This window comes from Paenibacillus sp. AK002, from assembly GCF_053903045.1.
The window spans coordinates 2,610,529-2,636,065 of record NZ_CP096377.1 but is presented as its reverse complement, the minus strand read 5'-3'; the positions used below and the strand labels follow the sequence as shown (position 1 = coordinate 2,636,065).

At 52.4% G+C, this 25,537-nt stretch carries 20 protein-coding genes; 4 read left to right on the top strand and 16 right to left on the bottom strand.

The genetic code is table 11. The features are described from left to right. Positions 1-141: 141 nt before the first annotated feature. The 14 genes from M1D70_RS11725 to leuC form a co-directional block, all read right to left on the bottom strand. Positions 142-2,007, bottom strand: a complete 1,866-nt coding sequence (locus tag M1D70_RS11725; protein WP_456289912.1) for an ABC transporter ATP-binding protein — start codon at positions 2,005-2,007, stop codon at positions 142-144. Next, positions 2,004-3,782, bottom strand: coding sequence for an ABC transporter ATP-binding protein (locus M1D70_RS11720; protein ID WP_015734598.1), 1,779 nt, complete (start codon positions 3,780-3,782; stop codon positions 2,004-2,006). The genes M1D70_RS11725 and M1D70_RS11720 overlap by 4 nt, the downstream gene beginning before the upstream one ends. Positions 3,783-4,075: 293 nt before the next feature. After that, on the bottom strand, positions 4,076-4,213 hold the full coding sequence (locus M1D70_RS11715; RefSeq protein ID WP_456289911.1) for a hypothetical protein: 138 nt from the start codon (positions 4,211-4,213) through the stop codon (positions 4,076-4,078). Between the two features lie 112 nt (positions 4,214-4,325). Further along, positions 4,326-7,970 carry a dynamin family protein gene (locus M1D70_RS11710; RefSeq protein WP_456289910.1) on the bottom strand — a complete coding sequence of 1,215 codons (3,645 nt, stop codon included), beginning with the start codon at positions 7,968-7,970 and terminating at the stop codon, positions 4,326-4,328. 202 nt (positions 7,971-8,172) lie between these two features. Further along, positions 8,173-8,454: a hypothetical protein gene (locus M1D70_RS11705; protein ID WP_006209564.1), complete on the bottom strand. Its 282-nt coding sequence runs from the start codon at positions 8,452-8,454 to the stop codon at positions 8,173-8,175. After that, the gene (locus tag M1D70_RS11700) at positions 8,420-8,638 is read right to left on the bottom strand and encodes a hypothetical protein (RefSeq protein WP_456289909.1); all 219 of its coding nucleotides are present in this window, start codon (positions 8,636-8,638) and stop codon (positions 8,420-8,422) included. Before M1D70_RS11700 ends, M1D70_RS11705 begins: the two co-directional genes overlap by 35 nt. Before the next feature lie 74 nt (positions 8,639-8,712). Then, entirely contained in the window at positions 8,713-9,384 is a 672-nt protein-coding gene (gene nth, locus M1D70_RS11695) for an endonuclease III (RefSeq protein WP_009595169.1), read from the bottom strand. 85 nt (positions 9,385-9,469) lie between these two features. After that, on the bottom strand, positions 9,470-12,199 hold the full coding sequence (locus M1D70_RS11690; RefSeq protein WP_456289908.1) for an S-layer homology domain-containing protein: 2,730 nt from the start codon (positions 12,197-12,199) through the stop codon (positions 9,470-9,472). Between the two features lie 78 nt (positions 12,200-12,277). Next, a complete protein-coding gene (locus M1D70_RS11685; protein WP_009595167.1) occupies positions 12,278-12,880 on the bottom strand; it encodes a GerMN domain-containing protein in 603 nt (200 codons plus the stop codon). Positions 12,881-12,918: 38 nt separating this feature from the next. Next, positions 12,919-14,304: an N-acetylmuramoyl-L-alanine amidase family protein gene (locus M1D70_RS11680; RefSeq protein WP_096773317.1), complete on the bottom strand. Its 1,386-nt coding sequence runs from the start codon at positions 14,302-14,304 to the stop codon at positions 12,919-12,921. Positions 14,305-14,505: 201 nt separating this feature from the next. Beyond that, on the bottom strand, positions 14,506-15,201 hold the full coding sequence (locus tag M1D70_RS11675; RefSeq protein WP_456289907.1) for a GerMN domain-containing protein: 696 nt from the start codon (positions 15,199-15,201) through the stop codon (positions 14,506-14,508). A gap of 41 nt (positions 15,202-15,242) precedes the next feature. Continuing rightward, positions 15,243-16,679: an N-acetylmuramoyl-L-alanine amidase gene (locus M1D70_RS11670; protein WP_456289906.1), complete on the bottom strand. Its 1,437-nt coding sequence runs from the start codon at positions 16,677-16,679 to the stop codon at positions 15,243-15,245. A gap of 235 nt (positions 16,680-16,914) precedes the next feature. After that, on the bottom strand, positions 16,915-17,517 hold the full coding sequence (gene leuD / locus M1D70_RS11665) for a 3-isopropylmalate dehydratase small subunit (RefSeq protein ID WP_009595248.1): 603 nt from the start codon (positions 17,515-17,517) through the stop codon (positions 16,915-16,917). 20 nt (positions 17,518-17,537) lie between these two features. Continuing rightward, positions 17,538-18,962: a 3-isopropylmalate dehydratase large subunit gene (gene leuC / locus M1D70_RS11660; protein ID WP_036673780.1), complete on the bottom strand. Its 1,425-nt coding sequence runs from the start codon at positions 18,960-18,962 to the stop codon at positions 17,538-17,540. A 186-nt stretch (positions 18,963-19,148) separates the two neighbouring features. Between leuC and M1D70_RS11655 the strand changes: the two genes are divergently transcribed. Further along, positions 19,149-20,081 carry a LysR family transcriptional regulator gene (locus tag M1D70_RS11655; RefSeq protein ID WP_015734588.1) on the top strand — a complete coding sequence of 311 codons (933 nt, stop codon included), beginning with the start codon at positions 19,149-19,151 and terminating at the stop codon, positions 20,079-20,081. 126 nt (positions 20,082-20,207) lie between these two features. Here the strand turns inward: M1D70_RS11655 and M1D70_RS11650 are convergent, their stop codons facing one another. Then, on the bottom strand, positions 20,208-20,393 hold the full coding sequence (locus M1D70_RS11650) for a hypothetical protein (RefSeq protein WP_009595149.1): 186 nt from the start codon (positions 20,391-20,393) through the stop codon (positions 20,208-20,210). A 92-nt stretch (positions 20,394-20,485) separates the two neighbouring features. Continuing rightward, entirely contained in the window at positions 20,486-21,298 is an 813-nt protein-coding gene (locus tag M1D70_RS11645) for a carbon-nitrogen family hydrolase (RefSeq protein WP_009595107.1), read from the bottom strand. Positions 21,299-21,554: 256 nt separating this feature from the next. On the opposite strand from M1D70_RS11645, the gene M1D70_RS11640 reads away from it, so the two are divergent. The 3 genes from M1D70_RS11640 (at position 21,555) to M1D70_RS11630 (ending at position 25,528) form a co-directional block, all read left to right on the top strand. After that, positions 21,555-22,748 (top strand): pyridoxal phosphate-dependent aminotransferase, encoded by a 1,194-nt coding sequence (locus M1D70_RS11640; protein ID WP_009595145.1) that lies wholly within the window; start codon positions 21,555-21,557, stop codon positions 22,746-22,748. Between the two features lie 371 nt (positions 22,749-23,119). After that, on the top strand, positions 23,120-24,223 hold the full coding sequence (gene proB / locus M1D70_RS11635; RefSeq protein ID WP_456289905.1) for a glutamate 5-kinase: 1,104 nt from the start codon (positions 23,120-23,122) through the stop codon (positions 24,221-24,223). A 57-nt stretch (positions 24,224-24,280) separates the two neighbouring features. Beyond that, positions 24,281-25,528, top strand: coding sequence for a glutamate-5-semialdehyde dehydrogenase (locus M1D70_RS11630; RefSeq protein ID WP_456289904.1), 1,248 nt, complete (start codon positions 24,281-24,283; stop codon positions 25,526-25,528). Positions 25,529-25,537: the final 9 nt, after the last annotated feature.

The following is a 25,537-nucleotide window of genomic DNA, read 5'->3' as shown; positions in this document are numbered from 1 at the left end:
TATACCCTCATGCTTCCCTTCTTCTATGAATTCTGAGTAAACTCTACTTCTATTTTGTAAGTTTATGAAGAAGATTGCAAGTATCAAGCGACATTTTTTTTACATTTGTGTCCGTTTTGTTAAACCTTTGTTAAGCCGTTTTTACAAAAATCGGTATTGTGCTTCGATCAGCCCATGATATGTCCCCTGCTTCTGCATAAGCTGGTCGTGATTTCCTTCTTCGATGATCTTCCCGTGATCCAGCACGACGATATGATCGGCATGACGGATCGTTGACAAACGGTGCGCCACGATGAAGGAGGTACGTCCCTGAAGCAGCACTTTAAGGGCACTCTGGATTTTTAATTCCGTCTCGGTATCGATACTTGCCGTTGCTTCATCCAGAATCAAAATGCGCGGATCCGCAAGGAGCGCCCTCGCAAAGGATAGCAGCTGCCGCTGCCCCATGGACAGCATGTTACCGCGTTCCTCGACCTCGGTATCGTAGCCGCCCGGCATCTGGACTATAAACTCATGGGCGCCCACAGCCTTGGCCACGTCTTCAATCTCCTCATTGGTCGCATCCAGGCGGCCAAAGCGGATATTATCCCGAATCGTACCCGAGAATATGAAGGTATCCTGCAGCACGATGCCGATCTGATTTCGCAGGCTTTCCACCGTGACCGATTGGATATCGTACCCGTCGATGGTTAATTTGCCGTCCGTAATATCATAAAAACGGCTGAGCAGATTAATGATGGTACTCTTGCCTGATCCGGTATGCCCCACCAGCGCAATCGACTGGCCTGCCTTCACGTCCAGATTGATGCCTTTGAGAGCCTGGCGTCCTTTTTCGTATTCAAACACCACATTCTCCAGCTTGATGTCCCCTTTAATGGTCGGCAATTTCTTCGCGCCAGGCTGATCATCAATGCTCGGCTTCTCGTCAATGAACTCAAATATGCGTTCGGATGAAGCCATTGCGACTAGCAATTGGTTATACATTTGGCCAAGCCGGTTGATCGGCTCCCAGAAGTTCCCGACATATTGGGTAAAGGCAATCAACAGACCGATCGTGAGCTCGCCTTGCTGAATCAATACGGCACCAAGCCAGAACAAGATCAGGGAACCGAAACCCCCGGTAATCTCGATAAGAGGCCCAAACCCTTGGTTCATGGCCGACGCCCTATCCCAGGACTTTTTGCTGTCCAGGTTCATGTTATCGAAGAATTTCATGTTCTCTTCTTCCTGCGTGTAGGCCTGCGTAACCCGGATCCCCTGAATGGATTCGTTCAAGTGGGAGTTAATCCGCGAATTCCGGATCCGCACTTCCTGCCATGCGCGCCGGATGCGCACACGGAGTTTCGTAGAGATAAAGAACATGATCGGTACCGTCACGATCACGGCCAGGCCAAGCTTCCAGTTAATCAACAGCAGGATGACAACGATACCGACCAGCTGCACGCAGTCGATGATCAGATTGACAACCCCGTTCGTAAACAAATCCTGCAGGGAGTTGACATCGTTCGTAACGCGAACCAGCACGGATCCCGCCGGACGCTTGTCAAAGAAATTAAAGGATAGGCGCTGTATATGCTGGAACAAATCGGCGCGCAGGTCATAGATAACCCGCTGACCGATGATATTCGTAAACTTGATCCGGAATATCCCGGCTACCCATTGAATGATATACATCGCCAGAACGGCGATCGTAATCTGATACAGCAGGGTCAGGCTCGGATTTCCTTCCTTCGGGTCAATGGCCTGGTCAATAGCCAAGCTCGTCAGGAACGGAATGGCAAGCTTCGTAATCGTGCCGATAATCATCATGAGGCCGATCAACGGGAGGATCTGTTTGGCATATGGTTTCATATACGAGATCAGACGCGTCAGCTGCGTCCAGTTAAACGGCTTCTCGATGACATCGTCGTCCTTGTATACAAAACGTTCATTGGTTTCTTCCGAAGGCTTCCGCGGCCTCGGAATCTTTTGCTTCTGATGCGGTTCAGTATTTACATTGGCGTTCATGCTTGCACCTGCCCTGGCGTACCTCCTGCTTGAGCTTGCTTCGCAATCAGGTCCGCATATTGTATTTTGTACACATCCTGGTAAGGTCCCGGCACCGCAATCAAATCGTTATGCTTGCCGCGCTGCACGACTCTACCTTCATCCAGAACGAGAATTTCATCCGCATGACGCAAGGAGGAAATACGGTGAGCGATAATAAAGGTCGTTCTGCCGTTCATGACTTCTTGGAAACCGGATTGGATTTCATGCTCTGTTTCCATGTCCACTGCGCTGGTGGCATCATCCAGGATCAGGATTTTCGGGTCCTTCAGAAGGGCACGGGCAATCGCGATCCGCTGCTTCTGTCCGCCGGAAAGACCCATCCCCCGTTCACCGACAATGGTATCGTAGCCATCCTTCATTTCCATAATGAAGTCATGAGCCTTGGCCAGCTTGGCTACCCGAATGATTTCATCCATGCTAACGTCCTTCATCCCGTAAGAAATATTGTTGCGGATGCTGGACGAGAACAGGAAGGTCTCTTGGAAGACCGTTGCAATCTGGCTGCGCAGACTCCGTACCTTAATATCGTTGATGTTCACGCCGTCTAATTTGATGCTGCCCTGATTCACGTTATAGGCATGCATCAAGAGCTGGATAATGGTTGACTTCCCCGAACCTGTTCCCCCCAGCAAACCGATCACGGAGCCGGGACGAGCATCCAGATTGATATCTTTGACAGCAGCCATCTTGTTGCCGTAAGCAAAGGTGACATTGTCGAACACGACATGACCCTTCACCTGGCTTGGCACCAAATCTACCGCACGCTCACGGTCTTCGACATCAATGGGCTGATTCAACAGCTCCAGCACCCGTTCACCCGAAGCCTTCGACTGCGTATAGTTGTTAATGTGGAACCCGATCCCCCAAAGAGGTCCGATTATGTACCAAATTAAAGTGAAGAATGCTGCCAGTTCCCCTACCGTCATCGAACCTTGGATAACCATGGCGCCCCCGACGGCAAGCAAAATGACGACGCTGACATTCGCAAAGAGCTCCATCATCGGGAAATAACGGGCCCACAGGGAAGAGGCGAATATCTGATTGGTTTTGTAACGCTCATTCCGTTCGGAGAATTTCTCCACTTCGTGAGGCTCGCGAGCAAAGGATTTAACGGTACGAACACCCGTAATATTCTCCTGCACCGCGGTAGTCAGCGAACTGAGCGCCAGGCGCATCTCCTGGAACGCCGGATGGATCTTGGACTCGAATTTCAGAGCTGCGAACACCAGAAATGGCATCGCTACCAAAGTAACCAGCGTCAATTTCCAGCTGATGGTGAACATCATGATGGAACCGAAAGTCACCATCAGTACGAGGTTGAGGAGTTGGGCAAAACCGAAGCCGATAAACATCCGGATTGCTTCCAAATCCCCCGTCAGCCGCGACATCAAATCCCCTGTCCGAGCCGTGTCGTAATAGCGGAACGATAGAAATTGCAACTTTTCATAGCAGGCGTTTCGCAACGAGTAAGCCAGGTAATTCCCCAGCCTCCCTCCAAAGAATCCATGCAAAAACTGCATGAAAGCTTTAAGGATGACCACGCCCAGCACGGTGAGTGCCAGCTGTGGTACGATGCCGTAATTCTCCAGCTTGATTGCATCGTCAATCAGCACTTTTAACAGCTGCGGATAGACAAGACCTAAAGCGGTTGCAATCGCCAGACACAGAATGGAAAGAAAAAGATAACTTCGTTTCTCCCAAAAGAAGCCCTGCAGTTGCCTAAGAACATTCATGTTTATCCTCCTTTGGATTTTTTACGTTCAGGTTATGTAGCATTTATGAAGTTTATCATCGACCCGAACCCGCGGCAAAGAGAGAAAACCGTCATAAATGAGCCAAAAGGACCTAAAGGGGGCAAATAGTATAACTTATCATTGTTTCATGATGAAATCATCGGGAATTCTCATCATTACTAGGGGATATAATCACATTGTCAGTCCCTTCAACCGTTAGGCTTTATCCGCTATTTTCGACTTTTTTGAACATGCTTGAAAAAGGGTAATATCCTAAGCTGGTTTCATCCTATTCACGTTCGCTGCAGCGGATAAAAATATGCCATATCGTCCTGTGCCGCTTTCATCAGAAGAGCGGTCCATCGATAATAATAGGACGAAAGACGCCCCGCCACGGATGGCATATGGGACGTCTTTCGATGGTTCAACATGTGATTGGCGTTCATTCATCCGGTAAAAAGGGAACGGGCCTTACCGGAAGTCTGCACTCATGCTGCTATTCTATTGCAACTCTTGCTTCATGCTGACGGGAATGTTCCGTCTTTACTGCGCTGACTTCATCATGGTTTCCAAATCATCCGCCAGTTGACGCCACATCAACGGAGACTGGCCGTCCTGCAGCGAACCCAGTATGGCAGCCATGGATTCCTTCAGCTGTTCCTCCAAAGCGGATACATGATGCTGCAGTGAACGTTCGCTCATTCGAACATAGTGGTCCGTCAGCTGCTCTTCCCGCAGGCCGACCACACCCGCCACGGCTTCCTTCACTTTCGGCTCAGCCGCTTCGCGCAGCTTGGAACTTCCGCCGCCCTCAAAGAAATGTTTGGGATTCTTAAAGGTCGACCAGAAGGTTAACCATTCCCCTTGGATTTGCAGCTCCGTTTCTTCCAGCTCCGGCGGTGCCCAGTCCGGATCCCGGCGTATGGCCAGTGACAGACCCTCGGCCATGCCGTTGATATCGGCTGCGGCCTTAAATGCCGCAGCTTCGGTTAATTTGCGACCGGCCGTCTCCAAACGAAGCGTGGTGGCCCATAATTCCTGATCCAGCTCTACGGACATCGTCCGCATCAAATCACGCCCGCAAGCCGCAAATGCCGATTTCAAATGGCCTGCATCCTCCCGAAGCACGGAAGGATTAAACGACTCCTGGAAAAAGCGGTTCATGGCATAATCCAGCCGCTGCCGCACGTGAAACAGCAGCTCGCTGCTTTCTTGACCGATGTCGCGGGCCATTTCCTGCTCCGCCAAAGCGTTAAGGCGGGCCATGGCTTGGTTTTGCACCTCTTCCAGCTCCCCGATTTTCCGCTTGCGCGTGGTCTCATCCTGAGCGGCCATTTCAGCCCACCCCCGGATACGGTCCCTTACAGAAGCGATCTCATCATAACCGGCACGCTGGGACAGCCTTGGCAGCTCTTCCACCGCAAATCGGCCCAGCGCTTCTTCGAAAACAGGGAATCCCGATGACTGCAATTTCTCCTCGTCCCCTTGCCGTTTACTGTCCAGCGCAGCCAGACTGGAGACGGGGAAGATATGCGGGCTGCCTACGCCGCTGGCTGTAAGATTGGTGCGCACATGCTTCACCACCTCATTCAGCTCGTCTTCGGACTGAGCTAGATCAGCCGCATTGACGATAAAGAACATTTTATCCAGGGCAAAGCTGTCTTTGACCCGGCCCAGCTGGGACAGGAATTGCCGGTCCGCTTTGGAGAAGGCATGGTTGTAATACGTTACGTAAACAATGGCATCCGCATTCTTAATATAGTTGAAGGTGACGCCGGTGTGCCGGGCATGCAGGGAATCCGCTCCCGGCGTATCCACCAGCACGATCCCTTGCTCCGTCATCGGACAGCTGTAATACAGATCGATCCCGTCGACAAAACAGGATTTGGTTTCGTCCGCCACGTATCCCCGATATTCGGCCAGTTCTACCGTTTCCGTGGTGCCGAGCCTGGACTCCATCTCATCCCAGCCGGAGGCGGCGGCCTTCAGGAATCCGTAATGCGGCAGTCCCGCCGGGTGAATTCCGGCCGGATTCAAACCGTCGGCCACGCTCCGCCAATTGGCCGGATTCGGTTCTTGGAGACCCAGCACGCCGAAGGAATACTTCAAATCGTCCCACCACATATCGCGGCTCTTCATACGCACGTCTGCGGTACCATGAGATCTTCCTTCGGCCGGTGCCAATATGCGGTTCACCGCCGCCGTTGTCGGATGCGGCGATACCGGCAGGACCGACTCGCCCAGCAGCGCATTGGCGAAGGAGGACTTTCCGGCGCTGAACGCTCCGAACAGCGCCAGAGTGAACGAGCCGCCCGCAAGCGCATCCGCGCGGGCGGTCAGATCCCGCGCGGCCGACGCCAGCGCGGGGTGCGGCGCCAGCAGGGCCGCCGCTGCGCGCAGCTCGGCTGCCGCGGCCTCAAGCCGCTGGCGCCGCTGCGGTGCCGCCGCCTGCGCAGCGGCGGCCCGGGGCGCCGTGCGCCCTTGCCCCGGCTGCGCCGCCGGGGCGCTGCCCTGGGCAGCCGCATGCGCAGGCTGCCCCTCCGGCTCCCTCACCTCCGGCAGAAGGCCGGGGGTGAGGGAGGTGCGCGGCGGGAGCAGCTCTGCCAGCTCGGCCGCGCGGGCGGCTTCCGCCTGCTGCAGGGCTGCGTAGCTGGCGGAAGCCGCGGATTGCGCCCGGAGCTCGGCGCCCTGGCGCTCCAGCTCCTGCAGACGGACGGCCGCAGCGTCCGTCAATGCCGCCTTCAGCCGATCGGCAAGCACCAACACGGCCATGCGGTAGCTCCCCTTGATTTCCTCGGCCAGCTCCCGGTTATAGTTCAATACATATTCGCCCGACACCGTTGCTTCCGGATTCACGGTTCGCGTAATCATATCTTCCCGCACGCCCGGAAGTTCGTCGTCCATCAAACGTTCCCATTCGGCATTCCATTCCGCATGCTGCTCGACGCTATTGCGGAACAGCGAACGCAGATGCCAGTCAACCTGCGAAGAGGTCTGTTCCTCCAAACGATGATGGAAGGCCTCTAGACGGCGACGGCGCTCTTCCTCCGTCTTGCCGCCCGAGAAGAGGAACCCGACCTTAAAGCCGGATTTTCGGCTCTCCAGGAAGGACAGGCTTAAATCCCGAACATCCGCCGGCGTTAGATTGGCATTGGCCAGCAGCTTATCGGCTTCCTTTCGGAGTTCTGCGCGAATCGATTCCGGCAGCCCCGCTACGGTTCTTTTTTGTTCTTCCAGCTCATGCAAGCGTGCTTGCAGCGCCGCTGCAGCCTCCTCGCCGCCCATTTCCTCCAGCAGCCGTTCCTTCTCCTCCTGATGACTGCGGGTATAGGCTTCCACATGCTGATCCGCAGCATGACGAATGGAGCAGGAAACGCTATGGCGCAGCAGCGGCTCCTTCCGGGATATCAGTTCGGCGATCAAAGACTTCAGCGTCTCCCATTGATTATAGGGATGGTCCTGTACTTTAAGCGAGGTGCATAACAACCCTTTGTACGTGATCTTCCACTGGGCGAACGCCTTCTTGACGTCGTTCAGGTAAGAAGACAGCGTCAGCTCGTCATCACGATGCTTGTCGATCTGATTCACGATCAAATACAGCGGCTTCCCCCAATCCGACAGGCTCTTGGCAAACATCAGATTGCTCTCCGACTGCACATGATTGTAATCCATGACGTAAAACACGATGTCCGCCATATGCAGTGCGGAATGGGTGGCAAGCCGATGCCCGTCGTCGGTCGAATCGACGCCGGGGGTATCCATCAACACTCCGTCCGCGCCAAGCAGCGGCACGTCATCCCACACTTCAATCGCGGAATACTCCCGGCCCTCCTTGCAGTATTCCGCGAGTTCGTCGATCGTTACCTTGATCGGCTCCCCATGGTCCGCGACAGTCCGGTGAATTAATGCCCGGGGCTCCCCGCTTCGAATCGTGACCACATTGGCACTCGTCGGTACCGGACCCGAGGGCAGCACCTTTTTGCCGCAAAGCGCATTGATCATGCTTGACTTCCCAGCTGAAAAATGACCGCAGAAGGCAAGCGTCAGCTCGCCGCCAGTACCCTTGCGTATCAAATCCTCGGTCAATGCGGAGGAAGACTCGTCATTCCAGTCCAAAAAACGGTCCCGGACTCTATTTAATTCCGTCATGCTGTATCCGATTTCATCTGTCATCAACTTCAATGTCATTTCTCGCTCCTGTCCATTGATCTCTCATCTCTGACACCATCTGTTCACATCATTTTATTTTATCACCGCTTGCGCCGTAAAGGAATCATTTCATGTTCGCCGTTTGCCCCGCTCTATGCAAAATGGCAGGTCAAGGAAGAATCGCTTCCTTGCCTGCCATGGGTTCAACATCTCATTTTTTAAAACATCAAATTTGAAGAACTTAAGATACGACGGTGTTCTCTTCGGCCGGAATCAAAATTTCGAACACGTTTCCGTGCTGCAAAATGGTTAAACCGCGAGACTTATCGCGCATCACAACCACTTCCGGCTTCTGAGACATGCGCTCCAAATAATGCTCGGGAGCATCCCCGGAGTGGCTGAACGTCACGCCTTCCACTTCCTGCTCTTCATTCTCGCTCAGTTGGCTCTGGCTCTCCACCACATGTTCAAAAATATCCGAGAACAATTCAAAATTGTCGGTGTAAACAGAGATGCATTTCATGTGTAATCCCATCCTCTTTTAAATTTAGCTCCTGCTGATCCGGGGTGCATTCCTTTTTCACCTTGCGAATATCCGGCATTTCAATTCGGTCACAATTGTTTCCAGATTTCCATTCGCCCGTGCGGCCGAAATAGAAATCCGGAGACAAAGGCAAGCGCGCTGGCTTGCTTGCAATGATGCCCATTCGCCGGCTGTCAAAGTCCGGTGTTCTCCCGAATCAGATGAACCGTTTCTTTTTTTGTCTGTTTCTTGCTGGTGTTACGGTTGTTCCTTATTCTTCCTGACTGCTAAGGTTTTCATACGTTTCTTTCCTTCGCGGCAAACATCCAGCAGCGGGCATACCGGGCATTGCGGATTTTGAGCTTTACAGTGGTACCTTCCGAAAAAAATGATCCGATGATGCGTCATCGTCCATTCTTCACGCGGCACCCGCTTCATCAGCTTTTTCTCCACTTCCAGCACGGAATCTTTCCAAGCAGCCAGTCCGAGCCGTTTGGATACCCGCTCCACATGCGTATCCACCGCAATGGCAGGCACGCCAAAGGCGTTGGAAACGACGACATTGGCCGTCTTGCGTCCAACCCCGGGTAATTTGACGAGCTCGTCATGAGCTTCCGGTACTTCCCCGCCATACTGTTCGATCAGAATCCTGCACAAGTTCTGAATATGCTTGGCCTTGTTCCGGTATAACCCGATCCGTCTGATATCCTGCTCAAGCTCCTCGATCGGTACCGATACGTAATCCAAAGGCGTTTTGTATTTCTGAAACAGATCCTTTGTTACTTTATTAACCGTTTCATCCGTGCACTGGGCAGACAGCAGCACGGCGATGGTCAGCTCAAACGCATTGCTGTGATTCAGTTCGCAATGTGCATCCGGAAACATGCTCTCCATCGTGTCCAAAATATGCCGTACCGTTGCCGCATTCATATGATTTCCCTCCTGCAAAAAAAAATCTTGATGCGGAAATCCCCGCATCAAGACGGTGTTTCTCGAGCAATCCCAGGTCGATAATTTACTGTTTTACGATCTCAACAACGACACCGTTGTTTAAGTACAGTACAATATTATCATTTTCCTTAAGGGATTGCACGGACAAAGTAGTGTCACCTTGATGAACAAATACTTTATCGGATAACGTAAATCGGTAATTATCGTTAATCGATTTGCGTTTCACTTGAATTTCGGTGTTGTTCGCCTGCCAGAACGCACGCTCGATCTTCTCCAGCACTTGGATGATCGTTACGCCTTGAATGTCTTTTCGAATCTCAACGCGATCTCCCTGCGTCAACGTGCTTAAGTTCGAAGCCGTCGAACCATTCTTGACGACCTTGACGCCGCCGCTTACGCCTAGGGTCTGGCTGTTGCCCGAATGATCTTTCACGGTCAATACATTGCCCGAAGCATCCAAGCTGGTGACTTCGCCAAGCGTCAATTTGACTTCGGCAACCGAAACAGCCGTTAAGCCTTGAAGCGTAATATTAACGAGAGTTCCGGGACGCAGGTCTGCAAGCAGGATCGCTTGTCCGCTATCGCCGGTCAATGTTGCTTTGTCCGTATAAATATCGCTTGTAGCGCCATTCGCTTTCACTCGAATGCGGTTTTTCGTCGGTTCGGTGAATACGACCTCGAACTGCGCGGATGTCTTAAGCTTCAGGCTCTGCAAGTAGTCCTGGTTGGTCGACAGCTGCGCCGAAACCTCGTCGCCGACACGCACATCCGCCAGGGAAGCGTTCGATTTGCCGAAGATTTCTACAAGCAGCGTGCTGTTGTATGGAATTTCCTCTACTTTTCCGTTGGCGGCCACAATCGATATCACTTTCTTGGCTGTGTTAATGCTGTTGATTTTACCTTCAACTTTATAAACCACTTCCAGTGAAAGTGCTCGGGTACCAATGAGCGATACGCTGACCTTGCGTCCTGCTCCAAGCAGCGGCTCCACTTTATCCAGCGTTGTTCCGTTGCTCGATTCCAGCTTCGTCTTATCATCCAGGATGATGACGCGAGGCTGATTGTTAACATCCTTGACGGTCAGCCAGTGCGTCTTCGCATCGTAATTGACAATAGTGACGGCATCCAGCTGTTCCATTTGACGGCCCGTTACTTCGATCTTCGTGATTTTTTCCTCGCCATTGATGGTCAGCGTCACTTGATCGCCGGATACGGCGTCCGCGAGCAAATCGGACAAGACGGGCTTCGCCACGCCACTCATAATAATTTCCGGCTTCTCCGCCAGAAACTTCGTTTCGAGCTGCGTGCTTCCGCTGCGCTTATACGTGATGGTTTTTCCGTTTTCTTCAACTGAATACAGCATCGCCTGTACCGTACGGTCGACGCTTTGCGTGACTTCCACCGATTGAAGAATGCTGTTTTTTACCGTGAAATTCACGGTATAACCATTCTTCAGCTCCGCCGGAGACAGAATTTGATTCTGATAGCGAATGACGGTAGCATCATCCCACGTGTACGTGTCCTCATAACCGGTGCTGTCCTTAAGGGTTACTCTTTTGTTCGCCGTATCCACGTTTTGGACGACGCCCGCTCCGGTCTTGTTCACCAAGCCGCTCTTCACGCGGATCGACACGATTTTCTTCTGCGGGCTGTAGGTTTCGCGCTCAATGGTAAGCAAGCTGCCCGCAGCAAGCGTCTTCGGATCGATTTGGATGCCGTTCTGGTCGAGGAAAACCGTGCTTGGCTCGTAACTCAGCTCTTCAAATGTACTGCCTGTATCAAGCCAAATCACGTTGTTCGGAGACAAACGGGCATACGTGCGGTCAAACCGCTCCACCTGCTGGGTTGGATCCGTAATTTCCACGTAAGCAGCCGTTCCGTTATTCGCGACGACCACCGCTTGCGTGTATGGATTGATGTCCGAAAACTGCAATCTTTTCTCCGAATCGGACGCAAAATAAGCTGTGGAAGAATCCAGCTTGAATGAATTCAGCTTGCCGTCGGCATACAGCTCCAGTTTGCCGTTCTCAATCGAAGCGATGGAGCCTTTGTATTGGTTCTCGTAATTCGTGGTAATGTACGCTTGAGCCCGGCTGAAGAACGTTGCAAGCTGGGCACGGGTAACCGCCCCTTGCGGATCGAATTTGTTTCCGTTCACGCCTTTGGCAAGGCCCAGCTCAACCGCCACATTAACGTATCCCAAACGTTCCGGGGATATCTTGGCGTTGTCCGCAAAGCCTGTCGCTTTATTTTTGGCGGCATTGGCCTCCGCGGTACGTCCAATGGAACGGACAAGCACTTCGGTTATCCATTCCCGGGATGCTTTCTGCGCGCCCCAAATGACTTTCTCGTCCGTGTATCCGGATTCTTTTTGCTTGTCGAGCAGGTTTTGCTGAAAAGCCAGTTCAACATACTTCGTAAAATAATCGTTCACTTTAACATTTGTCGGTAATGTCGCAGCGCCGCTGCTTAATTGATCCTGCATGCTTAAGAACCGGATCGCCATCGTTACAGCTTCCTGCTGCGTTACAGGATCGTTCGGACGAAACTTTCCGTTATTCCCGGTCACGATCCCCTGTGCTGCTAATTGATAAATGTACTTTTCTCCCCAATAACCGGCATTCACGTCGCTGAATACGTTAATGGCCGTTTGGGGTGCATTTGCCGTTGTCGCATTTGCTGCTTCTTCATCTGCCGAGACGATCGAAGCTCCGCCTCCGAATGCTATAAGTCCGGCCATGACGGCGGAGACCACTTTTTTGGAATGAACATGTTTGCTGTGTCTAAGTACCATTTTCTTTCCCCTCTCAATTACTACTGCTTCATCATATACTAATATTCGACAGCAGATCGTGATCTCCTTCAACCATCATTACCGAGTCATTGGATTTTCCAAATCGACATGCCCCATCAACGATTCGGTCTGCTGACCATCGACCAGAATTTGAAGTGATTTTACTTCGTCAAACTGGAAGAACGTTTTCTTGATGGCATCGACGGCAAACGACTCGCCGCCTGCACCCAAGTTGGCTTCGTCAGGGACCGTCACGTCGAGCGTCAGAGCGCCGTTTTCGAACTTTAACGAATTCAGCCCGATTTTCTCCCACAGGGGAACCATATCGGCCTTATCGCTCTTTTGCAATGCTTGATATGCAGCTTCGTATTTTTCCTGATCATCCTTATACGAAATCTCTGCTGAGCCTTCAACCAGCTCCATCAAATCCGGGTCCGTATAATAGGCTTTGATGCTCTCCGTTTTGGCTTCCGGCGCTGTCGCTTCATTGCCGCCGTTCCCTGTTGACGTGCCACCGGATCCGTTCGATGTTCCCCCATTGCTCTGTCCTGTCTGATCATCAGGTGCAGGTGTCTCTTGCCCCGGCGTATCGTCCGGTGCTGCTCCGGGTTTCTGCCCGCAACCGGCACCAATCAGCATAACGGCTGCCAATAGTCCGACTGCCCAAATTTTTTTATTCAAAATAGCCACCTCCTGCAATCACGATCACTGTCGTATCGTTAATCAACCTTCAAATAATTTTTGATGCCTCTGACAATTGCCTCGGCTACCCGATCCTGCGTTGCCGGATCAAACAGCTTGCTCTCATCGGTCTTGTTGCTCAGGAACCCGACTTCCAGCAGGGCGCCAGGCATCTTGGTCTCGCGAATGACATGGAAATTGCCGTATCTCACGCCGCGGTCTTTTAAGCCCATAGCCTTCACAATCTCTTTATGAAGGGCATTCGCCAGCGCCTTGTCAGATTCATTGTAATAATACGTTTCGGTTCCGCTTGCAGTGGAAGGGCCGCTATTAGCATGTATCGATATGAAAACATCAGCCTTCAGATCATTCGCAATCTTCGCGCGATCCTTCAGCTCGAGGAAAGTATCGTTACTGCGAGTCAAAACGACTTCGATATTTTTTTCTTTGGCCAACAACTTCTCAACTTTCAGCGCCATCGCGAGGTTGAAATCCTTCTCCCTCTTCTTCGTTACCCCGATTGCTCCCGGATCATGATCTCCATGACCCGCATCAATGACCACGAGTTTCTTTCCGCCCGTACCGGGTTCCGGCGCAGGGTTAGAGGTCGTGTTCAGATCCACAATGAACAGGCCCGATCCGTTCTCAAGGCCTGATACGGTGTAGTTCTTGGCATAGTTCAGATCAATGACGATCCGCACGGTCATCGGGTTGCTGTTATACAGGGAGTAACGGACGGCTTTGACGTCCGGGTAACCCGACACCGTCATCTGGCCGCTCTTCGTCACGTCATCGAAATCGGCGTTGCTGCTGAACGTCTCGGAGAAATTCGTGTTCGCCATATCAATGACGATACGGTCCGGACTGCTGAGCTTCGACACCTTCGGCTTCGCATTGCCCGTAACGGCGACCATCAGCCTGTTTTCGCTGAAGCTGAGACCGTCCACGGTCGACGTAGCGACGCCGGGTTCTTCGCCAGGGTTACTGCCATCGTAAGACGAGGTAAGATAGACTGCCTTCTGCGTGTTATCCCATCTTACTTGAAGGCCCATCTGCTCACTTACAAAGCGAATCGGAACGAGGGTCGTTCCGCCTCGAAGAACAGGCGCCTTCGTCATTAGAACACGCTGGCCGTTTATGTCGGCATACTGACTTCCGATCACCATCGTCACTTTCTGCCAGGCGTCTTCAACCGTTACCGTCTTTGCTGCCTTGTTCCAATTCACGTTAAAACCGAGATTTTCGGAAATGACACGGATCGGGACCATGACGGTACCGTTGTTGTTCTCCACCTTCACGCCAGATGACAGATTGATTTGTTGACCATCCAGGTAAATCCTTGCGCTGTACGAACTCGCATCCGCCATTTTAGGAAACGCAATCATGATGACAACCAGAAACATTAAAAAACCGAACTTCTTCATCCTTCACCCCTACCATCCTATTATTTTGCCATAGATTGGCGTTTCTGCACTCGGCCTGTCCGACATTACCTGACAACCTATAGACGCTTAGACTCACTGAAAGTTGCGAAATTGTTCCCTATTTACCAAAAAAACACCTATTTCGACAAACGAAATAGGTGTTTAGTCCTTCATATGAAATTTAAAAGTAGTTCTTTTGCTCTATTTCCGAGTCATAGGATGCTCCAGCTCAACATGCCCCATTAAACTCTCAATCTGATTACCGTCTACAAGCAATTCTAAGGACTGCACTTCCTCGAACTGGAAGAATGTTTTTTGCAATGCGTCAATCGCAAACATTTCCCCTCCAGCTCCAAGATTCGCCTCTGCCGGCTTGGTGATATCCAGCGTTAATGCTCCGTTATCGAACTTAAGTGACTTGAGCGTGATTTTATCCGACCATAATGGATTCAACTCGGCATCTCCGCTCTTTTGAAGACCTTCAAAAGCCTTCTTATATTTATCCTCTTCGCCCGAGTACGTGATCTCTTTGCTGGCTTCTTTCAAATCCATGATCTCCGGGTCCGTATAATAGAGTTTAATATTCGCTTTCTTCGCTTGATCCTCCGCAGCGTTCACGTCCTTCGTATCCTCTGGCGTACCTGTACTTCCAGCGGCTGTTTTCTCCGGCGGCGTGCTTGTTCCTTCGCTCGCGTTCACGGTAGTCGCTTCGGCTTCGCCTTGCTTCTGATCATCCGCCGCCTTGTCATCGCCCGGTTCGTCCTGCGGCGTCTGTACTTGTCCTGCTTCTGTATCCGGACCCGTCTCGGCGGGGGCTGCAGTCGGCTTCTGTCCACAGCCGGCACTAAATGCAAGCAGAAGCGCCAGCAATCCGGTCATCCAATATTTTTTGTTCATGGCTTGTGTCCCCCTCTAAGTTACATCAAATCTTGTACACATTATTGTACTTTAAGATATTCTTTAATACCCTCTACAATACCTTGTGCAACACGATTTTGGAAATCGTCTTTAAACAACTGGGCTTCGTCACCCTTGTTGCTCAAAAAGCCAATCTCGAGCAGGACAGCCGGCATCGTCGTTTCCCTCGTAACATGAAGGCTACCGTATTTAACTCCACGATCTTTGAGACCTGTCGCTTTTGCAAGATGTTTATGGATCACATCCGCCAATGACTTGCTGGAATCTCTCGTATAATACGTTTCCGTACCGCTGGGACTGCTGGACGCGTTGCTGTTTCCATGAATGGACACGAAAATATCTGCTTTTAAATTATTTGCGATTTTCACGCGATCGCTGAGCTCAAGATGTGAATCATCGCTGCGAGTCATCACTACATTGATATTCTTTTCATTTTTGAGCAGTGCTTCAACCTTAAGGGAAATATCCAAATTAAAAGATTTCTCCGTTTTTCCCGTAAGGCTGATCGACCCCGGCTTGATACCACCGTGACCGGGATCAATAACAACCGTTTTCTTGCCATTCCCGGTAACCGGCGGCACCGGCGGTACGAGAATTTCGCCCTCTGCGTTCAGATCAACGATGATGATGCCCGATTCCTGGGTCACCGCATAATTCTTAGGTCCAGTCAAATCCAATACGATCCGCACGGTTGGCGGGTTGTCGCTGAACACGGCATATCTAATATTCGTAACGTCGGAATAATCCGCAGCTTCCATATTGCCGCCATTCTGCGCGTTCACGGCATGTCCGCTCAGGAAGGAAGCAGAGTAGACGGTGTCCGGAAGGTCGATAACAATCCGGTCAGGCCCCGTCATGCTGAACACTTTCGGCGTCACGGCGCCTTCCGTTGCAATCATGAGACGGTTATCGCTAAAGCTGAGCCCCGTCAATGAACCCTTATTTCCAGATTCCGCAGGCGGGGGCGTCTGACTGCCCGGATTGCTTCCTTCACCTGGATCAATCTCGGCTCCGGTGGTAGGCAGCGCGCCGCTTGTAAGGTACACAGCCTTCGATTGGTTATCCCATTTCACGTCAAGCCCCATCTGCTCGCTCACAAACCGGAGCGGCACAAGCGTGGTAGGCCCGTTCAAGACAGGCGCCAAATTCAAATCTACCTGTGCCCCGTTCAGCTCTGCCTGCTGGCTGCCGACCACCATGCGGACCGTCTTCTCGCTATTTTCAACCGTTACGGTTTGGCTGGCCTTCTCCCAGCCTACCTTGAAACCGAGATTCTCGGATACCACGCGTATCGGAATCATTACATTGCCCTTCATGTTGGCTACCTGGACGCCCGAAGACAAATTCAATGGTTCCCCGTCAAGAAATATGGCCGCACTTGAAGAACTGGCCTCGCCGCTCTTCGGAAACGCCAGCAAGAAGACTATCAACACCATTACAAACCCTAACTTCTTCATGAATCCACCTCGATCATCCCATGATTGAATTTGAAAAGCAAATCTAGCAAAAAAACTTAAACTATGTAAATCAGTATTCCCGTATGCATGCTTCCGGACAAATACTGACATCAAACGTTGATCCATCGTGGCTGCCGCTGCATATTAATTCCATAATACCAAAAAAAACTTCCATTTCCTACACAGGAAATGGAAGTTTAATAATCTTGTAACCTTTTGAAGCCTGATTGCGAAATTAGGCGAACAAGCGCTCCCCATGTTTTTTCTCGTAAGCATCGATTGCACTTTCATGCTGCAGCGTCAACCCGATATCGTCCAATCCTTGAAGCAGGAATTGACGACGGTGCTCGTCGAGGTCGAAGTCGATGTGCAATCCCTGATCATCGGTAATCGTTTTGTTCTCCAGATCCACGTTCAGTTTATAGCCTTCGTTCGCTTCCGTCCGCTGGAACAGCTCTTCGACCTGCTCCTCCGACAATTTGATCGGCAGAATTCCGTTCTTGAAGCAGTTATTGTAGAAAATATCAGCAAACGATGGAGCGATGACCACGCGGAATCCGTAGTCGAGAATCGCCCAAGGCGCATGCTCGCGGGAAGATCCGCAGCCAAAGTTGGCACGGGAGATCAGGATGGTCGAACCCTGGTAGCGGGGCTGGTTCAACGAGAAGCTGTCGATATTGCCTCCCTCTTCATCAAACCGCCACTCGTAAAACAGAAACTGTCCAAATCCCGTGCGTTCAATCCGTTTCAAAAACTGTTTAGGAATAATTGCGTCCGTATCTACATTCACCCGGTCGACAGGTGCGACAATACCGTTTAATTTCGTAAATGCTTGCATAAACTTCTCCTCCGTCCTTCTTAGCTCACAACTTCTTCGGCTGCAAAGTTCCAATCACGTACATCCACGAAGCGTCCTTTAACCGCAGCTGCCGCTGCCATTGCCGGCGATACGAGGTGCGTTCTGCCCCCGCGGCCCTGGCGACCTTCGAAGTTCCGGTTGGATGTGGAAGCGCAGCGCTGTCCAGGCTTCAGTACATCCGGATTCATCGCAAGGCACATACTGCAGCCTGCTTCGCGCCATTCGAAACCCGCCTCAACGAAAATTTTGTCGAGCCCTTCTTTTTCGGCCTGAATCTTCACTCGGCCCGATCCCGGAACGACGATGGCGGTCACATTGCTGGACACTTTATGTCCCTTCGCTACAGCGGCTGCTGCCCGCAAATCCTCGATCCGTCCATTCGTGCAAGAACCGATGAAGACATAATCGATCGGAATCTCGGATATTGGAGTCCCTGGCACAAGCGCCATATATTCCAGCGCCTTCTCCGCTGCCTTGCGCTCGTTCTCGGTCTTGAAGTCTGCAGGGTTAGGAACCGTCGAGGAAATGTCGGTGCCCATTCCCGGGCTCGTTCCCCAGGTTACTTGAGGGATCAGCGTTTCCACGTCGAATTCAACGACCACGTCGAACTCGGCGCCTTCGTCTGTCACAAGCTCTTTCCAAGCTGCTACAGCGGCATCAAAAGCTTCGCCCTGCGGAACATATTGACGTCCGCGCAAATATTCAAACGTCGTTTCATCCGGAGCGATCATGCCCGCTCTGGCTCCGCCTTCAATGGACATGTTGCACACCGTCATGCGCTCTTCCATCGACAACTCGCGGATGGCTTCGCCCGTATATTCGATAACATAGCCTGTTGCAAAATCGGTTCCGTACTTCGCAATGACGCCAAGGATCATGTCCTTCGCCGTTACGCCGGGATTGCGGCGGCCGACAAAACGAACTTCCATGGTTTTCGCTTTAGCCTGCTGCAAACATTGGGTTGCCAGGACGTGCTCAACCTCGCTCGTACCGATACCGAACGCCAGCGCACCGAATGCGCCGTGAGTGGATGTGTGGCTGTCGCCGCACACAATCGTTTTGCCGGGATGCGTCAAGCCAAGCTCAGGACCCATAACGTGCACTACGCCTTGGTCAATCGTGTCCAGATCATACAGGGTAACGCCAAAATCCTGACAGTTCTTGGTCAGGGTGTCGATTTGCTGCTTCGAAATCGGATCCGTGATGTTATAACGGTCTTTCGTTGGTACGTTGTGATCCATCGTGGCGAAGGTAAGTTCCGGGCGGCGCACTTTGCGGCCGCTGAGACGCAGACCTTCGAAGGCTTGAGGGGAAGTCACCTCGTGGACCAAATGCAGGTCGATATACAGAATACCCGGCTTGCCTTCTTCCTGATGAATCACGTGGTTATCCCAAATTTTTTCGAACATTGTCTTCTTACTCATCATAATCACCCCATTGTTCTTTACGTCCATGAGAAGATAATTGCTTGTGTGTCCCTTATCCCTATAGGGAAGGCCTACAACGCATCATCTTTACGTTGATAGTAATATATCATTTCCTTCTTCATTGTTCCAAGATATAATATCTATAGATGTAATAGGATTCAGCTATAACGGAGTGATGCTTACATGGAACTGAGACAACTGCAATATACGCTGCAAATCGCGGCGGACAAAAACTTTTCGCGCGCCGCGGAGAAGCTTCATATCGCCCAGCCTTCCCTGAGCCAGCAGCTCTCCAAACTCGAGAAAGAACTCGGGGTGCTGCTGTTCCAGCGCAATACGAGCAACGTCGAGCTTACCCATGCCGGTGCCAGCTTTGTCGAGCATGCGCAGAAGATCATGGACGCCGTCGAGCAGCTGAAACAGGAGATGTCGGACATCTCCCAGCTACGGAAGGGGAAAGTCGTCGTGGGCAGCATGCCGATAACCGGCTCTCATCTGCTGCCCCGAGTTTTGCCTGCTTTCAAAAAAGGATATCCGGATATCGAAATCACCCTTTTGGAGGACTCCTCCATGAATCTGGAGAAGCTGACGGCCAGCGGCAAGGCGGATCTTAGCCTGCTTGCGCTGCCCTTGGCGGAGCCGTCCTTGTCCTGGATTCCGATCGGCGAGGAAATGATCGATTTGGCAGTTCCTCCCCAGCACCCGCTTGCGCTGCGGGCGGCCTCCGATCCCGTACGCCCCATTACGATCGACGAAATCCGAAACGAAGCGTTTGTCGTGCTCAAGAAGGGTCAGGGCTTCCGGAAGCTTACCTTCGATATATGCCGGGAGGCCGGCTTCGAGCCGAACGTTGTATTCGAGAGCAGCAACATCGAGACCCTCCAGTCTTTGGTCGCTACCGGGATGGGGATCACGCTGGTTCCCCGGTTCATTGCCCGTGCGAAACGCAGCGAGTTTATTCCGGTGTATCTGCCGCTCGCGGATCCGGTGCCGAGCCGCACGCTGGTCGTCGCTTACCGAAACGGCCGGTATTTGTCCAAAGCGGCGGATGCGTTCATCGACACGTTCAAGCAGGTCATGGACAAGCTTGTGGTAGAAGGCGTTCAGGATAAATAAACGCAAATGAATGCCGTTTAATACGAATAAAGAGCAAAGAGGCACAGCCATCGTCGAATGACAACGGCTGTGCCTCTTTTTCACCTGGAAGCCAAAAGATTACCCATGTTCATCATAAACCGAACCCTATTTGCGCAAATTATGCTGGTCGATCATTCGGTTCTGTTCGTCCGCGGTACGGGACTGATCCTGAATCGATTCGTTTTTCCCGTTCCCGCCTCCGGCTACGCTCTCAACAAAATTGCGGAACTGCTCTTTCTGTTCTTGTTCCTGTTCATTGTTTCGGCTGTCGAATTGGTTGTTCTCTGCCATGATTCAAAGCCTCCTCTCAGACGGATTACCCATAGTATACCCGCCGCTGCCCAGATGAAACTTCATATTTGGAGGTTTGGATCCTACGCGTTCTATTGGAAATACAAATGTGGCCGACGGTCCTCAAAAACCGGTATGCGACCTCTCACTTCATCCGTGAGCTTGCAATCCAGCGTGCCTGTCACGATCGTTTCCCGCTCATCCCCTTCGGCGATGATCTCGCCCCATGGGTCAATGATCATGGAATGGCCGAAAAAGTCCGTTTCGCCGCTGGTTCCTACGCGATTGCAGGCTACGACATACATTTGGTTCTCGATCGCCCTGGCGAGGAGCAGCGTTCTCCAATGATGCAGCCTCGGATGGGGCCATTCCGCAGGCACGAACAGCACTTGAGCGCCGCCAAGCGCGAGGGTGCGGGACAATTCCGGGAACCGGATATCGTAACAGATCGACGCGCCCGCCTTCATTTCTTCCAGATCAAAGGTTACGGTCTGCTGTCCGGCTTCCAGGAACTTCTCTTCGTCCATCAGGCGGAACAAATGGATTTTGGAATATTTGGCGATCTGCTCCCCGTTCCGGTTAAAGACGTACATGCTGTTATAAATCCGGTCTTCGATCCGTTCGGCTACGGAACCGCCAACGACTTGGATGCGGTGCTTTCGAGCAAACTCGCTCAGCATCGAAGAGGTTTCTTGTCCCATAGGGTCGGCGAGCTCATGGATCCGGTCCAGCGCATATCCGGTGTTCCACATCTCCGGCAGCACGATCACGTCCGGCTTATGGTTCGCCGCTGCCGCCTTCTCCATCATGCCGAGCATGTTATCCACGTTGGCCTGGACGTTGCCTATTTCAATATCAGCTTGAATAAGTGCGATATGAAGCTGAGCCTTTGCTTCTCCAGTCATCTTGCAGCCTCCCGTTGTTTGAGTTGAATCCAGGGGCGGTCTCCATGCGATCATGAAATGCATGTGCCTGCTTCTTCTTCCGGGGTTCAACCTTCTCTTATATGTCATCATCATAGCCTCTCCAGCGCCGCTGCTGCAACACCCTAGCCCCATTTCCCTCTATACACCCCTGATAAATCGTGTTAAATTAATCCTAATTGTTTTCCATTATAGACGTATTTAGAGTGTAATCAGATAACGGAGTGATGAACCTGCAATGAACAAAAAGCCAGACGTTTTCCACATAGAGCCGGCCGAGATCATGGCCCAGCTGCCTACGCAATTTTTCGCGACCCTGGTCTCCAAGGTAAACCGCCAAGTGTCTCAAGGGCATGATGTAATCAATCTCGGGCAGGGAAATCCCGATCAGCCCACGCCGCCTCATATCGTATCGAGCCTGAAGGAGGCGGCCGACAATCCGCAGTTTCACAAATATTCGCCTTTTACCGGCTTTTCCTTCCTGAAGGAAGCCATCGCGCATCGATACAAGGAGGACTATAACGTCGATCTGGATCCGGAAACGGAAGTCGCCATTCTGTTCGGGGGAAAAACCGGGCTGGTGCAGCTGCCGCAAATCCTCCTGAACCCAGGGGATGTCTGTCTTGTCCCGGACCCGGGTTACCCGGATTACTGGTCAGGCGTTGCTCTCGCCCGCGCGCAAATGAAGTTCATGCCGTTAACCGCAGATAACCGCTTCCTCCCCGACTATACTGCTATATCGCCTGCAGACCGGGAAAAAGCGAAGCTGATGTTCCTGAATTACCCGAACAACCCGACATCCGCCGTCGCTCCTTTATCCTTCTACGAGGATACGGTGGCATTCGCCGCCGAACACGGGATCGTGGTAGCCAGTGACTTTGCATACGGGGCGATCGGTTTTGACGGAGACCGTCCGGTCAGCTTCCTGCAAGCGGAAGGCGCCAAGGAGGTGGGCGTGGAATTCTACACCCTCTCCAAAACCTACAATATGGCAGGATGGCGCGTCGGCTTCGCCTTGGGGAACCCAAACATCATCTCGCTGATCAATATGCTGCAGGACCATATCTATGTCAGCCTGTTCGGCGGCATCCAAGCGGCTGCGGCAGCGGCTCTCACCTCGTCGCAGGACTGCGTCGACCAACTGGTGTCGCGCTACCAGTCGAGAAGGGATGCCTTCTACGGTGCCCTGTCCGAAATCGGGTGGCAGGCCCCTAAACCGGCCGGCTCCTTCTTTAGCTGGCTGCCCGTGCCGAAGGGATACACCTCGGTAACCTTTGCCGACCTGCTGCTGGAGGAGGCCAAGGTGGCCGTCGCACCTGGCGTAGGCTTTGGGGATCACGGCGAGGGGTATGTCCGCGTCGGCCTGTTAAGCAGCGAGGAACGAATGCGGGAAGCCGCCTACCGGATTGGCAAGCTGAACCTGTTCGGCTAACCGAATTCCTTTTGAAAAATCAAAAACGATGTGCTATTCTTGCAATAACAATCGAATGCAGTTTCCAAAAACAAACGCAAAGACGGGACCAGTACGAAAGCATGCGGCACGATGATCAGAGAGCAAATTCCATGGGCTGAAAGAATTTGCCGTGACCCCTTTCCGAATCCTACCCCCGAGCGGCCTGGCTTGCCAGGACAGCGCCTTCTGTTACAGGGCCAAAGCCGGATGAGCTGCGCTCATCAATAAAGGTGGTACCGCGGAAGTCCAACTTTCGTCCTTTCTCATACAGGACGAAAGTTTTTTTATTTTCAGGGAAATGGATTCGTAACAGCCATTCCTACCATCATAAATACAAGGAAGTGATCACGATGCTCTCGCGCATCGTCGTAAAGATTGGAAGCAGCTCCCTAACGACAGACGAAGGCGGACTTAATCTGGATTCGGTCGCGTTTTTTGCCGGGGAACTTGCCGGGCTCCGCGAGGCCGGCCATGAAGTTCTCCTCGTGACCTCCGGAGCCGTCGCTGCAGGGTTTAGGGAGATCGGGTACGAGACGAGACCCAAGCTGCTCCATGAGAAGCAAGCATCCGCTGCATTGGGCCAAGCGCTGCTCATGCGGGCCTACCAGAATGCGCTGGCCTCCCATCAATTGAAAGCGGCCCAGATTCTGTTGACGAGAATGGACTTTGCGAACCGCAAACGCATGAACAACGCCAACATGACGATTACGGAGCTTCTGAAGCAAGGCGTCATCCCCATCATTAACGAGAACGACACGGTTTCGATTGACGAGCTGAAATTCGGCGATAACGATACGTTATCCGCACTAGTCGCCAACCTTGTCCGCGCTCAGCAATTAATCATCCTGACCGATACGGACGGCTTATACACGGCCGATCCGCGCAAGTCGCCGGATGCCAAAAAATACGAGGAAATTCATGACATTACCGATGAAATTTACAGCATGGCGGGAGGGGCCGGCTCCAGCGTCGGAACCGGCGGCATGCGCTCGAAAATCGATGCCGCCAAAATCGCCACCCGCGGCGGCGTTCCCGTTTTCATCGGCAAAGCCAACGAACCCGGCGATCTGGTGAAAGCATTGGAGCGCAGCGGCAAAGGTACGTATTTTGCCACTCACCTGTCAGCCCTGCCTGTGAAGAAGCAATGGCTCGGCTTTATGTCCTCGCCTCTGGGTCGGATCGTAGTCGATCCCGGTGCCGAGAAGGCGCTGATCCACGGAGGTCACAGCCTCCTTCCCGTTGGCGTTAAACGGATCGAAGGCAGTTTCCATGCAGGCGATGTGGTGGAAGTCGTCAATATGGACAACGAAAGGCTCGGCAGAGGCATCGTCAATTACGACGAGGACCAGCTGCAGGCCGTGCTCGGATTGCCGAGCAGCCAAGTCATCGGGATTATCGGCGAGATCCATCGGCTCGAGGTTATTCACCGCGATGAATGGATTACGTTAAAATAGTCCGTATCGCATCCCGAAGTTATATCTTTTAATCACCTATACGAAGGAGGAATCATCATGAGTGAGGTACGCAATAAAGCTCAGCTCGCCAAGCAGGCTGCATTTCGTCTTGGCAGATTGAGCACGGAGGAGAAAAATCAGGCGCTGCTGATCATGGCCGACGCACTAATCCAGCGGACGGCAGATATCATGGAAGCCAACGCAGAGGATCTTCGGCGCGGGAAAGAGCTTGGCACCTCTGCTTCCCTGCTGGATCGGCTGGCACTGAACGAAGCCAGAATCGAGGGCATTGCCGAAGGGTTGCGCCAAATCGTGGAGCTACCCGACCCGATCGGCGACACCTTGGAAACGATCGATCGTCCGAACGGACTGAACATCGTGAAGAAACGCGTTCCCCTGGGCGTGATCGGCATCATATATGAAGCACGTCCCAATGTGACGGTCGATGCCGCAGGACTATGCTTGAAGACGGGTAATGCGGTCGTCCTGCGGGGCGGATCATCCGCCCTCTCCTCCAACCGCAAAATCATCGAAGTGCTTCACGAAGCTATGGAACGCACTGCGCTGTCTAAAGAAGCGCTTCAGCTTATCGAGGACCCGAACCGCTCCTCCGTGGATGAAATGCTGAAACTGAACGGACTGCTGGATGTCATCATCCCGCGCGGCGGCAGCTCCCTAATCCAGAACGTCGTGATGAACGCCACCGTGCCGGTCATCGAAACCGGGGCGGGCATATGCCATACGTACCTGGACGCATCGGCACGGCCGGACATGGCCGCCGCTATCAGCATCAATGCCAAGGTGCAGCGCCCTTCGGTCTGCAATTCCATGGAAACCCTGCTCGTCCATGCGGATTATGCCAAATCGCACCTGACTTCGCTGGCCGAAGCATTCCGTGAGCGTAATGTCGAGCTGCGCGGATGCCAGCGAACCCTGGAATATATTCCTTGGGCTGCCGTCGCAACGTCCGAGGATTACGCGACAGAGTATAACGACTACATTTTGAACATTAAAATCGTGGACCGCCTGGATGAGGCCATCGAGCACATTTCGGTATATGGCACGAAGCATTCCGAATGCATCGTAACGGAGAACGAGGATCATGCGGAGCGTTTCCTGCAGGAAGTAGACGCAGCGGCTGTCTATCATAACGCTTCGACCCGCTTCACCGACGGCTTTGAATTCGGCTTCGGCGCCGAGATCGGGATCAGCACCCAGAAGCTGCATGCCCGGGGACCTATGGGGTTACCCGCGCTTACTTCCTCCAAATATGTTATTATCGGTAGTGGTCAAATACGCGAATAAATCATTCAT